This is a genomic window from Gemmata sp. (assembly GCF_051859125.1).
Lineage (GTDB): Bacteria > Planctomycetota > Planctomycetia > Gemmatales > Gemmataceae > Gemmata.
Window position 1 is genome coordinate 1 of the sequence record NZ_JBHYGG010000085.1, and the last position, 14,699, is coordinate 14,699.

At 69.6% G+C, this 14,699-nt stretch carries 6 protein-coding genes; 3 read left to right on the forward strand and 3 right to left on the reverse strand.

The features are described 5' to 3' along the window. Positions 1-82 precede the first annotated feature (82 nt). The 3 genes from ACTIGN_RS09635 to ACTIGN_RS09645 all read right to left on the reverse strand — a co-directional run bounded on the left by ACTIGN_RS09635 (position 83) and on the right by ACTIGN_RS09645 (position 5,284). A complete protein-coding gene (locus ACTIGN_RS09635; RefSeq protein WP_439623211.1) occupies positions 83-1,780 on the reverse strand; it encodes a hypothetical protein in 1,698 nt (565 codons plus the stop codon). Positions 1,781-2,149: 369 nt separating this feature from the next. After that, a complete protein-coding gene (locus ACTIGN_RS09640; RefSeq protein ID WP_439623213.1) occupies positions 2,150-3,916 on the reverse strand; it encodes a hypothetical protein in 1,767 nt (588 codons plus the stop codon). A gap of 282 nt (positions 3,917-4,198) precedes the next feature. Beyond that, the gene (locus ACTIGN_RS09645) at positions 4,199-5,284 is read right to left on the reverse strand and encodes a dipeptidase (protein ID WP_439623215.1); all 1,086 of its coding nucleotides are present in this window, start codon (positions 5,282-5,284) and stop codon (positions 4,199-4,201) included. Positions 5,285-5,694: 410 nt separating this feature from the next. On the opposite strand from ACTIGN_RS09645, the gene ACTIGN_RS09650 reads away from it, so the two are divergent. From ACTIGN_RS09650 to gltB, 3 genes are all read left to right on the forward strand, one after another. Next, entirely contained in the window at positions 5,695-7,014 is a 1,320-nt protein-coding gene (locus tag ACTIGN_RS09650; protein WP_439623217.1) for an ATP-dependent 6-phosphofructokinase, read from the forward strand. A gap of 195 nt (positions 7,015-7,209) precedes the next feature. Further along, entirely contained in the window at positions 7,210-9,972 is a 2,763-nt protein-coding gene (gene ppc / locus ACTIGN_RS09655; protein WP_439623219.1) for a phosphoenolpyruvate carboxylase, read from the forward strand. 11 nt (positions 9,973-9,983) lie between these two features. After that, on the forward strand, positions 9,984-14,573 hold the full coding sequence (gene gltB, locus ACTIGN_RS09660) for a glutamate synthase large subunit (protein WP_439623221.1): 4,590 nt from the start codon (positions 9,984-9,986) through the stop codon (positions 14,571-14,573). Positions 14,574-14,699 lie beyond the last annotated feature (126 nt).

Here is a 14,699-nt window from a genome sequence, read left to right on the forward strand (position 1 = left end):
GTTCGCGTTTGGTTTGTAGGGGCCGCCCTCCGTGGCGGCCCGCCAACCACCGATGGCTTCAACACCGATCAGCATTCGCATTTCAGTTCGTGAACCGCTTGAACCAGTTGTCGAGGTTCACTGACTCCTGGCCGAGCCCCAGCAACTTGTTGCGGAGCGCCTGGAGGTGCCGGCACGGGCCTTTCCGCAGGCCGCCGGTGTAGAAGTACGAGCACCCGCACTTCCCGCCGACGATGCGGTCGTCGCCGTCGAGCGTGAGTTCCGCGGTCGAGCGGCCGTCGACGATGCCCGCGACGTGCCGCTGACCGTTCGCGTCGGTGCTCTCGCTCGTCACCCGCACCTTCCACCCGGTGAGTTGCCGGGCCGCGACGGTCTCCTCGTTCTCGGGACCAATCACCTCGGCCGACAGCGTCACCGGCATCACCTGCCGCCAGCGGTAGACGCCGTGCGGGAGGTCGTGAATCACCTGACCGAGCAGCGCGAGCTTGTTGAGCCCCGCGGAGACGGTCGCGGTGTCGGCCTTCGTGCGCGTCGCGAGCGCGCTGAGCTTCCACGTCGGGTCGGCCCGGAACGCCGCCGCGATGTCGCGCATCACGCCCTCGCTCGGCTCGACCGGCGGCACGAGCTGGTCGAGCGCGCTGCCGCCCGACGTCCAGTCGTTCGTCGTCCACCCGCTCAGGCCGAGCGTCAGTTGCATCTCGCCCATGCGGCACACCCAGAACGCCGGCAGGCCCGTGCCGAGGAGGAACACGTCGACGCGGTCCAGCACCGGCAGCAGGCGACCCAGAACGCGGAGCCGGTCGCGGCCCCACACGCGGATCGTCTCCTTCTTCGGCCCGGGGTACGGCGTGTCGTGGAGCGCGATCTCCGTGTTCCACGGTTCCAGCACGATCCTCACCGGCTGGCCCGGCTCCAGCTCGAAGCGCACGGCCCGCGGCGACGCCTTCGCCTTGTGCCGCTTCAGGAACGCGACCAGCGAGTACAGCCCCTCGCGGCTCACCGGCACCCGCTTCATCGGCAGGCTCATTGCCGATTGCAGCGTCGCGAACCCGCGGAGCCACGACTGCGGGAGCTCGATCTTCTCCTCGCGGTAGTTGCCGTCGCCCTCGCTGTTCGTCTTCACCTCGAACCCCATCGGGTCGATGGTGAACCGCGTCTCGCGGTAGCTCCGGATCGTCTGGAAGTGCTCGTACAGCCGCCACGAGTAGTCGACGTTCGTGGTGCCCAGCGCCACGTCGGTCTCGTGCCGGAAGGCGTCGCGCTCCACGTTGAGGCACCCGTAGGTGCTCTCGTCGGCGCTGAAGCACTCGAAGAACAGCACGTCCGGGCTGACGGTGATGACCGGGTCGCACGGCATCAGCATCCGCCACAACGCCGGGTCCTCGCGGAGCAGCATCGAACCGTACTTGTTGCGCGCGTCCCAGTACTTCTTGCGGCACCGCTCGAACCGCTGCTCCAGCCCCTTCGGCACCGGCTTGTTCTTCTCGGCCCCAAGCTGCGAGCGCTTGAGCGTCACCGCCTCGGTGCGAATCCGCCGCTCGAACTCGGCCTCCTGCTTCTTCCACTCCTCGTACCCCTTCTTGTCCTTCGGCTTGAACCGCAGGTCCGAGATCACGACATCGTGCAGCGCCGACATCGCCTCGCGGAATCTCAGAGGGTGCCGCAACGCGCCGACGTAGCTCACGCGGTCGCGGCGCAGGTTGGGCGCGAGCGCCACCGCCAGACCCGCCGCCGACTGGGTGACCGCACTGCGCCCGCGGTACGCCGTTTGAAGCTGCATGACTGACCTCAATCAAATCCGAAATTCGAAGCACGAAATCCGAAAGGAAGAGCGGTGCTTTTCTGATTCGGATTTCGTGCTTCGAATTTCCGCCTTCGTTCCACCGAAGGTGGGTTCGCGGTGTCCGCCGCGACCGACTTCGATCCGGGACCCGAGGCGTTCACGCGCGCCGCCACCCGCACCGGGGCGGAGGAGACGCACGTCGATTCAGTCCTCCGCCCCGGTGCGGGTGGCGGCGAAAAGACCAACGGCTCGGGGGACGCAATCGCGAGCAACTTCAACCGCGACGGAACATCGCAGCATGGTGGTCTCGGACCGCGACGGACACCGTGACTTTGCAACCCCACGTCGCAACGTGGGGGCTTGAACTCAACTCCAGGTCAGTTCCGGGAACACCGCCTCGACCAGCGGGCGGCGGGTCGGGTTGCGCTCGACGAACGACGCGACGCCCGACAGCCCGGCACGGAACTCCGGCCCGCGGCACGACCGCAGCGCCACGGCGATGATGGGCAGCAACTCGCCGGCCTCGTCCGGGTGCGTCGCGACGCGGTCCATGACCTGCCGCACCACGAACGGCTTCGCCCGGCTGCCCCGCGTGATGTTCAGCAGCACCGTCGCCCACAGGAAGCGGACGTGCTCCATCGAGAACTTCGCCAGCCCCTCGCGTTCCTTGGCGCGGTCTTCGAGAATGCCGACGAGCCGCAACCGGATGTTGTCGTACGGCGACTCCAGCAACCGCTGCCACACGCCGACGTCGTCGCGGGCGCGCGGGTCGGTTTGCAGCCACTCCCAGCCGATCTCGCGCACGTCCTCGTGCCGGCCGTCGAGGAACTCCAGCACCCACTGCGGGGAGAAGTCGGAGCGCTCGGCGAGAACCGTCGTCGCCCACTTCACGAGGTCGGCCCGCAGCGGGTCGGCCTGCGCCTCGCGGAGCGCGAACAGCGCCTGCACCTCGGCGGCGGTCGCGGGCTTCTTCCCGTTGAGGAACGCCATGCCAAGCCGGGCGAGCGGAACCGGCCGCAACATCGCCAGCCGCACCGCGTCGGTGAACGACACCTGCTCGGGCTTCACCACACGCGCGACCATCTCGCAGATGCGGTCGAGCAGGTCGGGCCGGGCCGCCTCGGTGAGCTTCAGCCACTTCTCGACCGGCACCGCCTCCAGCCCGCCGATGCGCTCCAGCACGTCGACCGCGAGGTCGTTCAGCACCGCGTTCTCGCTGACGAGCCAGTCGAGCAGTTCGTCGAGCGACACCTGCGCGATCCGCTGCGGGAAGTGCTGCCGCAGCATCTTCGCGGCCCACAGGCACACCGGCCGGCACTTCGCGTTCACGAGCATGTCGAAGATCGGCTCCGGGCTCCGCAACCAGAGCGGCCGGTACATCGGCTCCGGTTGGAGCTGTTGAATCGTGCCCGTCGGCGAGACGAACCAGCCGACCGGCCGCGACTCGAGTGCCGCCGAGTGGTGGAACAGAACGTGGACGAGCCCCCAGTTGTCGAGCAGGCCGAGCGCGTCGGGGACGTCGGCGTCGGTGTACAGCTTCAGCGCCGTGCAGACCGCCGGGACGTAGCGGTCCGGGTGCCGCTTCCCGAGCTTGCGGAAGTACCGCCACGCCCGCCGCCGCAGGTACTGCCGCGTCGGCACCGAGAACAGGAACCGGCCCCTCGTGAACTTCTCGCGGTTCTGCGTGAACCAGACCCCCGCGTAGGCGCGGTCGTCCCGCGAGAGCGTTGTGTCGGGCGGGGTGTAAATCACCTCGACGGCTTCGTGCGAGCGGGTCCGCGCGTCCCACCGCGTCACGGTGCCGCGCTTGCGGCGTACGGTGCGGTCGAGCCCGACGAGGAACCGGGCCATCGCCGCGTCGTCGCCCGCGTTGTCGGCGAACTTGAACAGCCGCTTCACGAGCGGCTCGTGGCGCGGGGCGTTGAGCGGGCGTTCGAGGTAGGCGAACAGGAGCCGCCGGGCCTCGACGCGGGTGTCGGTGTACCACGTCTCGGCGAACGCCGCGAGGATTGACGCGCTCACGCGCTGCCGGAGCACCTCGACGAACTCGGGCGACCCGGCCTGGAACAGCCTTCGCAGTTGCTCCCACGCGGGGCCGTCGTTCGTCGGTGGTGGTTTCTTGTCCCTGGCCACAGCGTCGCCCCCTGTGATGGGGGTGATGGTATGCGGGCGCACGCGGCCACGCAAGCGCCGTAGGTGGGTGAGTCCCGAGAAGAGAGTGATCCACAGATTACGCAGAAGACACAGATTTTAAGACAGAGGACAGAGGACAGAGGACAGAGGACAGAGGACAGAGGACAGAACAGCATGCCGGATGATTGCTGACTGTGTTTGGTTTCTGCTCTCTGTCTCTTCTGTCTGAAAATCTGTGTCTTCTGCGTAATCTGTGGATCAAACTGTCTTCCTCTTCGCACCTCACGCCGGCAGCGCCGAGCCGAAGAACCGCAGCCAGTTGCCGTAGAAGATGCCGTCGATGTCGGCGGCGCTGTACCCGCGGCGGGCGAGCATGTCTTCGAGCTTGTGGATATCGGTGATGGTGTTCAGGTCGCGGGGCGTCTGCTCCGTGCCGAAGCCGCCGTCCAGGTCCGTGCCGAGCGCGACGTGCTTCGCGTTCCCGGCGAACTGGCACACGCGGTCCATGTGGTCGATGATCGCCTCCAGCCCGACGACCTCGGGCTTCGTCTGGCCGCGGACCCAGTTCGGGGACATCATCCAGGCGTCGAACGCCGAGCCGATCACCGCGTTCCGCTTCACGAGTTCCTTCACCATGTCGTCGGTGAGCTGGCGGTCGCCCGGAACGAGCGCCCGCAGGTTGTGGTGGCTCGCCAGCATGGGGCCGTCGTAGATGCTCATCGCCTCCCAGAAGGACTGGTCCGCGAGGTGCGTCACGTCGAGGATCATGCCGACCTTCATGAACTCCTTGAGCAGTTGCACGCCGGCCGGGGTGAGCGGGCCGTCGGTCGCGGTGCCGTAGGCGTAGTGGCTGCGGCCGTAGTGCGCCGGGCCGACCGCCCGCAGCCCCAGGTCGAACCAGTGCCGCACCTGCTCCGGGTTCACGATCGGGTCGGCCCCTTCCATGCTCAGGATGACCCCCATCGGCGTGTTCGCCGGGTCCGCCTCCCACGCCGCCCAGTGCACCGCCAGTTCGCCGCGGGTCTGGAGGAACTTGATGTGCCCCTGCGCTTCGAGCAGTCGGTAGTAGCCGAGCGAGCCGAAGGCGTGCGAGTACGCGATGTGCTGCGAGGCGTAGTCGATGTCGCCGCGCTTGAACCCCCACCGGCTCGCGGCGTCCGGGCCGGAGCGCGCCAGCAGCGTCGCGACGCACACCCCCACCCGGCACCGCTTCAGCTCGGGAAGGGTGAGGGTGCAGCGGTTGCGGCACTTGATGTCGGTGAAGTCCTTCTCCACCTCGCGGAGCTGCTCGACGGTCAGGAACAGGTCGCGGTTGTAGTTGAGGGCGTTGAGCGCGAGGTCGAGGTGCGCGTCGAACATCGGGCGCATGGGGGCTCCGGTGCGAAGGGGTTCCGGGCGGGAATGTGGCGGGTGCGTGTTGGCGATTGTATCGCCCCGTACCGACGAGTCCCGAAGTTCCGGTGAGTTCCGTAGCTCGGCCCGAATGCCTCGTATTCGACACGTTGTGCCCAGATATTAAGCACGGCGAGTTTCGATTCTGTGGTACGGGCCGAATGGACTAGGATTTCCGTGCCGATTCGTTTGGCCTCGAACTTGCTATTGCTCTCCTTTCATCGAACTCCGCGATCCGTGCATTGTCGCGCCGCACCAGTTGACGGGCATTGGAACAATGTCCACTCGGGCGGCAGCGACGCTCCATCGGCGCAACCGACGACAGCCCGCCCTGTCTCCGGTGCGGCGGTCGCGGGCATCGCGTCCCGGTCCCGTGAAGGTCTCCCGTGGTCAACCTCGAAGAACTGGTCGTCAAGACGCTCGGCGCGTGCCGGATCGATTCCCCGATGATGCCGCTGCTCGAGGCGCGGAAGCGGAGCTACTACAACGTCGACGAAAACGACCGGGTGCTGTTCGACGACACCGCGTCGGCGCTCGCCGGCCGCGGGGTCTCGCCGGACCAGATCCCCGGGTTCGAGCCGGCCGGCCCGCGGCGCAAGATCTTCTTCGACCCGTCGAAGACGCGGGCCGGGATCGTGACGTGCGGCGGCCTGTGCCCCGGGTTCAACGACGTCATCCGCGCGCTGGTGATGGAGCTGCACTTCCTCTACGGCGTCAAGAAGATCCAGGGGTTCTGTAGCGGGTACCAGGGGTTCATCGCGAAGCACAAGCGGCCGGTGCTCGACCTGACCCCGCAGTCCGTCAGCCAGATCAACGAGCACGGGGGCACGATCCTCGGCAGCTCCCGCGGCCAGCAGGACCCCGTCGAGATGGTGGACTGCCTCGAACGGATGGGGATCAACGTCCTGTTCGTGATCGGCGGGGATGGGACTTTGCGGGGTGCGCACGCTATAGCGGACGAGGTGGCCAGCCGGGGGGGCAAAATCGCCGTCGTGGGGATTCCCAAAACAATCGACAACGATATCAACTTTATCGACCAGAGCTTCGGGTTCCAGACGGCGTTCTCGGAGGCGGCGGAGGTCATCCGTGCGGCGCACGTCGAGGCCAAGGCCGCGCCGGACGGCGTGGGGCTCGTGAAGGTGATGGGCCGGCACTCCGGGTTCATCGCCTGCTACGCCTCGCTCGCCCACAACGACGCGAACTTCGTCCTCATCCCCGAGGTGCCGATCGCGCTCGACGGCCCGAACGGGTTCCTGAATGTGCTGATCCGCCGGGTCCGGGCCTCGGGCCACGCGGTGATCGTGGTGGCCGAGGGGGCCGGGCAAGATTTGCTGAGCGCGACCAACCAGACCGACGCCTCGGGGAACGTCCGGTTCGGCGACATCGGCCTGTTCCTGAAGCACAAGATCTGCGAGGCGTTCGCCGGGGCCGGCCTGGAACAGAACCTCAAGTACTTCGACCCCAGCTACAGCATCCGCAGCGTGAAGGCCAATGCGTTCGACAGCGTGTACTGCCTGCGGCTGGCGCACAACGCCGTTCACGCGGCGATGGCCGGCAAAACGGACGTCGTGGTGAGCCGGTGGCACGGCCGGTTCGTGCTGCTCCCCATTCCCCTCGCGGTCCGCGACCGCCACAGCGTGGACCCCAACGGCGACCTGTGGCTGTCGGTCCTGGAGTCCACCGGGCAGCCCCCGGCGTTCTCGTAGCGAGTGAAGTATCAGGCACACGCCCGCGAAGTCCCGTCGAGATCCGCTTGTGGTGGCTGGCGGGCCGCCACGGAGGGCGGCCCCTACCGGACAGATTGCCTCTTGTGTGTAGGGGCCGCAATCCGTGGCGGCCCGCGTGGGGCGACAGATTTGGACGGAGCGCGCCGACGACCTTCCACCGGACCGGAGTGTTGGATGCAGGCAGCGGCACAAGCAGCGCTCGGGGGAGACATTCGGCTCCTCGGCGACACCCTCGGGGCCGCGATCCGGCGGCTCGCCGGCGAGCCCGCGTTCGTGCTCGAAGAGGAGATCCGGTCCTCGGCCAAGGAGCTGCGGGCGGCCCCGTCGCTGGAACGCGCCCGGGCGCTCCGGGACCGCCTCGGCCAGCTCGACGTCGCCGACCTGCGGACCCTGATCCGCGCGTTCAGCGTCTACTTCGACCTCATCAACCTCGCCGAGCAGCAAGCCCGCGTCCGGTCGCTCCGGTCCCGGGCCGGCGCGAAGGTGGCCGACCCAAGGGCCGAAACCGCCGAGGCCGCCCTGCGCCAGATCCGCGACCGCGGCACCGGGCCGGACGAACTCGCCGAGCACCTCGCCGCGGCGCTCGTCGTCCCGGTGTTCACCGCCCACCCGAGCGAGGCCCGCCGCCGCACGATCCTGGAGAAGCTCGCCGCCGTCGCGCACCAACTCGACCGCATGGAGTACGGGGCGCTCACCGACTCGGAGCGGGCCGACGCGGCGGCCGCCATCGCCGAGGAGGTCGAGGGGCTCTGGCTGTCCGACGCGGTGCGGGGCGACCGGCCGACGGTCCTCGGCGAGGTCCGCCAGGTTCTCGGGATGGTCGAGGGCCGGCTCCTCGACGTGGTCCCCCGCGTGTACCGCAAGCTCGACGCGGCGCTCGACCGCGTGTACCCCGGGCGCGCGTGGCACGTCCCTCCGTTCCTGCGGTTCGGCTCGTGGATCGGGGGCGACCGCGACGGGCACCCGAACGTCACCCACGACGTCACCGCCGCCGCGGTCCGGTTGCAGCAGGAGACGATCCTCCGGAACTACCTCGGCCGCATCGACGACCTCGGCCGGCGGCTCAGCCACTCGAAGGGGTTCTTCGCGCCGGGCGCGGAGTTCCTCGCCTCGCTGGCCGCCGACGCCGCACTGTTCCCGGAACTGAAGGTCGCGGCGCACGAGCCGTACCGGGCCAAGTGCCGGTACATCGCCGCCAAGCTCGAGCGGACCTGTGGGTACGCCGCGACGCACGCCGCCGAGTGGGGCGCGCAGGCCGCCCCGGCCCCCGCCGGGGTGTACCTCAGCGCGCGGCCGCTTCTCGCCGACCTGAAGGTGATCGAGGACGACCTCCGCCGGGCCGGCGCGACCGCGGCTGCCGACGGGGCGGTCCGCGACCTCGTGCGGCTCGTCGAGGTGTTCGGCGTCCACATGCTGCAACTCGACCTGCGGCAGCACAGCGGGCGGCACGCCGCCGCGGTCGCCGAGGTGCTCGCGGCCGCCGGCGTCACCACGAACTACCTGGAACTCACCCCGGACGAGCGGTTCGACCTGCTCGCCGCCGAGTTGGAGAGCACGCGGCCGCTGGTCCCGGCCCACCTGCCGTTCTCCGACGACACCCGCGAGGTGATCCTCACGTTCCGCACGATGGCGGTGATTCTGGAGCAGCACTGCCCCGAGGCGCTCGGGCCGTACATTATCAGCTCGACGACCGAACCGGCCCACCTGCTCGAGGTGCTCCTCTTCGCCCGCGAGGCGCGGCTGTTCCGCCCCACCGAGGGCGCGAGCTTCATCGACATCATCCCGCTGTTCGAGGCGCTGGAGCCCCTCCGCTCGGGCCGCGACATCATGGCGAAGTTGCTGGCGCTGCCGGTGTACCGCAAGCAGGTCGAGCTCCGCGGGAACCTGCAAGAGGTGATGATCGGGTACTCGGACAGCAACAAGGAGAGCGGGTTCCTCCAGTCGGCGTGGGCGCTGTACCGGGCGCAGGAGGACGTGACGGCCCTGGGCCGCTCGGCCGGCGTGACGGTGCGGTTCTTCCACGGCCGCGGCGGCGCGGTCGGCCGCGGCGGCGGCCCGGCGAACCACGCGATCCTCGCCCAGCCCCGCGGCACCGTCGACGGCCGCCTGCGGATGACCGAGCAGGGCGAGATGATCGCCGACCGGTTCGGGCACCCGGCGATCGCCGAGCGGCACCTGGAGCAGGTGCTCAACGCGGTGCTGCGGACCAGCCTCCCGGGCGACGAGGGGCAGCCCGACGCTTCGTGGGTCGCGGCCCTCGACCGGATCGCCGACGCCGGCCGCCGCGCGTACCGCGCGTTCGTGTACGACAACCCCGAGTTCCTGACGTACTTCGAGCAGGCGACGTGCATCGGCGAGATCGCCCGGCTGAAGATCGGCTCCCGCCCGGCCCGCCGCTCGGCGGCCAGCAGCATCGACCAGCTCCGGGCGATCCCGTGGGTGTTCAGCTGGATGCAGAGCCGGCACACGCTCCCCGGGTGGTTCGGGCTCGGCGGCGCGGTCCGCGAGTTCCTGGCCGCGCGGCCGGACGGGCTCGCGATGCTCCGCGAGATGTACGCGAAGTGGCCGTTCTGGACGACGCTGATCGACAACGCGCAGATGATCCTGGCGAAGGCCGACATGACCATCGCCCGGCTGTACGCGGACCTCGTCGAGGACCAGGCGCTGGCCGCGCGGGTGTACGACCGCATCCTCGCCGAGCACCGCGACTCGGTCGGCGCAGTGTGCGAAATCACGGGCCAGGCGAACCTTTTGGAGCGGTCGCCGATCCTGAAGACGTCCATCGACCGCCGGAATCCGTATGTTGATCCGTTGAGCTTCATCCAACTGGTGCTGCTGAAACGGTTACGGGCCGGCGGCGAGCGGACCGCCGAACTGGAGACCGCGGTACTGGAGAGCATCAACGGGGTCGCCTCGGGACTCAAGAACACAGGGTGAGTGCCATCGACATGTCGAGCGAAGAAATGACCACGCCGGAGTTCCGTCCCACCCCCCTCCCCCCCGTGCCGGACGGGCTGTACGACCCGGCGTTCGAGCGGGACGCCTGCGGGGTCGGGTTCGTCGCCCACGCCCGCGGCGCGAAGAGCCACGGGATCGTCGCGTCGGCGGTGCTGCTGCTCAAAAACCTCCAGCACCGCGGGGCGTGCGGGTGCGACCAGGACACCGGCGACGGGGCCGGCATCCTGCTCCAGATCCCCGACGCGTTCTTCCGCGAGGAGGCGCAGCGGTTCGCCGCCGCGCTGCCGCCGGCCGGCGCGTACGGGGTCGCGTTCTGCTTCCTGCCCCTGGAGCCCGACGACCGGGCCGAGTGCCGCCGGGCCGTCGAGCGGTTCGTCACCGACCAGCGGCAGCGGGTGCTCGGGTGGCGGCCGGTCCCGGTGGTTTCTACCGCCATCGGGTGGCTCGCGCGGTCCCGCGAACCCGTGATGGAGCAACTGTTCATCGGCCGCGGGGACAAGACCCCGGACCCGGCCGCGTTCGAGCGCGCGCTGTACGTGATCCGCCGCCGGGCCGAGGTGTGGGCCACCAAGGGCGGCCGGACCGCGGCCGGGGCCGACTTCTACATCGCGAGCTGCTCGTCCCGCACCGTCGTCTACAAGGGGATGCTCAAGGCCGACCAGCTCGGGCCGTACTTCCCCGACCTGTCGAACCCGAAGGTCGAGTCGGCGATCGCGCTGGTCCACAGCCGGTACAGCACGAACACGTTCCCGCGGTGGTCGCTGGCCCAGCCGTTCCACATGCTCGCCCACAACGGCGAGATCAACACGCTCCGCGGCAACACCACGTGGCTGCTCGCCCGGCAGCACCAGATGCGGAGCCCGGCGCTCGGCGACGACCTGGTGAAGACGCTCCCGATGGACTTCGAGGGGCTGAGCGACTCGGCCGTCCTCGACCGGGCGCTCGAGCTGCTCGTCCACTCGGGCCGGACGCTCCCGCAGGCGCTCATGATGCTGGTGCCCGAGGCGTACGAGACCCAGAAGGACATCGAACCGGCGGTCCGCGGGTTCTTCGAGTACCACCGGTGCCTGACCGAGCCGTGGGACGGCCCGGCCGGGCTCGCGTTCAGCGACGGCACCCTCGTCGGCGCGGCCCTGGACCGCAACGGGCTCCGCCCCGGGCGGTACGTCGTCACCCACGACGACCTCGTGGTGTGCGGGAGCGAGGCCGGCGCGATCCCGATCGAGCCGGCCCGGGTCAAGACGATGGGCCGGCTCCAGCCCGGCAAGTTCTTCCTCATCGACACCGCCGCCGGCCGCATCTACACCGACGCCGAGGTCAAGGCCGAGGCCGCCGGCCGCAAGCCGTACGCCGACTGGGTGAGGGCGAACCTCGTCACCCTCGCCGACGCGCCGGCCGCCCCGACCCCCGAGCACAACCTCGCGACCCTGCGGCACCGCCAGCAGGCGTTCGGGTACTCCGTCGAGGACCTGACCCGGGTGCTCCTGCCGATCGCGCAGGACGGCCAGGAGCCGGTGTCGAGCATGGGGACCGACATCCCGCTCGCGGTCCTCTCCGAGCGGCCGCAGGTGCTGTTCAACTACTTCCGCCAGCTCTTCGCCCAGGTGACGAACCCGCCGATCGACCCGATCCGCGAGAAGATCGTCATGAACACCGAGTCCCTCGTCGGGGCCGAGGTGAACCTGCTCGACGAGACCCCCGAGCACGCGCGGCTGCTGCGGCTCAAGTCCCCGATGCTGGCCGACGAGGACCTCGCCCGGGTCCGCGAGCTGAGCCGCCCGGGGCTCAAGGCGCACACGATCCCGACGCTGTTCCCCCGGGCCGGGGGCGAGCCCGGCCTGGCGACCGCGCTCACCTGGATCTGCTCCGAGGCGGTCGAGGCGGTGAACCGCGGCGCGACGGTGCTGATCCTGTCCGACCGCGGGGTCGACGCGGCCAACGTGCCGGTGCCGATCCTGCTGGCCACCGCCGCGGTCCACCACCACCTGCTCCGGGTCGGGCTGCGGACCAAGTGCGGGCTCGTCGTCGAGACGGGCGAGGCCAAGGAGGTCCACCACTTCGCGCTGCTCCTCGGGTACGGGGCCGCGGCGGTGAACCCGTACCTCGTGTTCGAGACGTTCCACGGGCTCGCGGCCGTGAACCTGCTCGTGGACTCCAACGGCAACAAGATCGAGCACGACCAGGCGGTGAAGAACTACCGCAAGGCGATCGACAGCGGGCTGCTGAAGGTGTTCAGCAAGATGGGCATCAGCACGCTGATGAGCTACCGCGGCGCGCAGATCTTCGAGGCGATCGGGCTCAACAAGGCGGTGACCGACCAGTTCTTCGCCGGCACCCCGAGCCGGATCGAGGGGATCGGGGTCGCCGAGATCGCCCGCGAGTCGCTGGCCCGGCACACCCTCGGGTTCCCGGCCGACCCCCGCGACGAGAGCCCGGAGCTCGACACCGGCGGCGAGATCATGTGGCGGCGCCGCGGCGAGCACCACATGTGGAACCCGGACACGGTCCAGAAGCTCCAGCACGCCGTCAACGGCGAGTCGTACGCGACGTACAAGTCGTTCGCGCGGGCGGCGAACGACGAGTCCCGGAGGCTGTGCACGCTCCGCGGGCTCCTCGACGTGAAGAAGGGCCGCAAGCCGATCCCGCCCGAGCTGGTCGAGCCCGCCAAGGACATCGTGAAGCGGTTCTTCACCGGGGCGATGAGCTTCGGGAGCATCAGCAAGGAGGCGCACGAGACGCTCGCGATCGCGCTCAACCGCGTCGGCGGGCGGAGCAACACCGGCGAGGGCGGCGAGGACCCGGCCCGGTTCAAGCGGGACGGCAACGGCGACCTCCGCGGCAGCGCCATCAAGCAGGTCGCCAGCGGTCGGTTCGGGGTCACCGCGAACTACCTCGCCAACGCCGTCGAGATCCAGATCAAGATGGCGCAGGGCGCCAAGCCCGGCGAGGGCGGCCAGCTCCCGGGCCACAAGGTCGACAGCGCCATCGCCAAGACCCGGTACAGCACCCCCGGCGTGGGCCTGATCTCGCCGCCGCCGCACCACGACATCTACTCCATCGAGGACCTGGCCCAGCTCATCTTCGACCTGCGGAACTCGAACCCGCACGCCGAGATCTCGGTGAAGCTGGTCGCCGCCGCGGGCGTGGGCACCATCGCCGCCGGCGTCACCAAGGGGTACGCCGACCGCATCCTCATCAGCGGCGACAGCGGCGGGACCGGGGCGTCGCCCCTGTCGAGCATCCGCCACGCCGGGGTCCCGTGGGAACTCGGGCTCGCCGAGACCCAGCAGGTGCTCGTCCGCAACGGGCTCCGGGGCCGGGTGCGGGTGCAGACCGACGGGCAGATGAAGACCGGCCGCGACGTCATCATCGCCGCGTGCCTCGGGGCCGAGGAGTACGGGTTCGCGACCGCCCCGCTCATCGCGATGGGCTGCATCATGATGCGGAAGTGCCACCTCAACACCTGTCCGGTCGGGATCGCGACCCAGGACCCGGTGCTGCGGGCGCAGTTCGCCGGCACCCCCGAGCAGGTCGTCAACTACCTGTTCTTCGTCGCCGAGGAGGTCCGCGAGCTGCTCAGCGAGATGGGGTTCCGCACCCTCGACGAGATCGTCGGGCGGCCGGACCTGCTCGAGGCCCGCGACCTGTCCGGCCACTGGAAGGCGCAGCACCTGAACCTCTCGGCGCTGCTGGAGAAGCCGGCCGTCGCCCCGGGCACCCCGCTCCGGTGCGTCGAGCGGCAGTCGGACGTGCTGGCCGAGCAACTCGACTGGGAGCTGATCCGCCAGAGCAAGCCGGCCCTCGACCACCTGGAGCACGTTTCGCTGGCCCACGAGGTCACGAACCGGAACCGCACCATCGGCACGCTGCTGAGCTACTTCGTCACCACCAAGCACGGCGAGACCGGGCTCCCCGAGGACACGATCACCGCCCAGCTCACCGGCACCGCCGGCCAGAGCTTCGGCGCGTTCGTGACGAAGGGGATCACGCTGTCGCTCAAGGGCGTGGCGAACGACTACGTCGGCAAGGGGCTCTCGGGCGGGAAGCTGATCGTCGCGCCGCCGCCCGAGGCGACCTACGTGCCCCAGGCCAACGCGGTCATCGGCAACGTCGCGCTGTACGGGGCGACCAGCGGCGAGGCGTACTTCCGGGGCCGGGCCGGCGAGCGGTTCGCGGTCCGCAACAGCGGCGCGAAGGCGGTCGTCGAGGGGGTCGGCGACCACGCCTGCGAGTACATGACCGGCGGCGTCGTGGTGGTCCTCGGCTCGACCGGGCGGAACTTCGCGGCCGGCATGAGCGGCGGGTTCGCCTACGTGTACGACCCCGAGGGCACGTTCCGCGAGCAGTGCAACACCGAGATGGTCGACCTCGTCCCGGTCGACGAGTACAAGGACATCGGCGTCCTCGGGAACCTGCTCAACCGGCACGTCCTGTACACCGGGTCGGAGGTCGCCGACGCGATCGTCAACGACTTCGCGGCCGAGTTGGTCAACTTCGTGAAGGTGTTCCCGAAGGACTACCGCCGGGTGCTGGAGCAGAGCCGCGCGATCCAGCGGCAGTGGGAACTGGTCAACGGGTAAGGGGCCGTTCTGGTGGCACGGGCCTCTGGCCTGTGCAGGGCAACACAGGCCGGAGGCGGCTCGGTTGAAGTCATCGGTGGTTGGCGGGCCGCCACGGAGGGCGGCCCCTACAAACCAGTGCCTTGT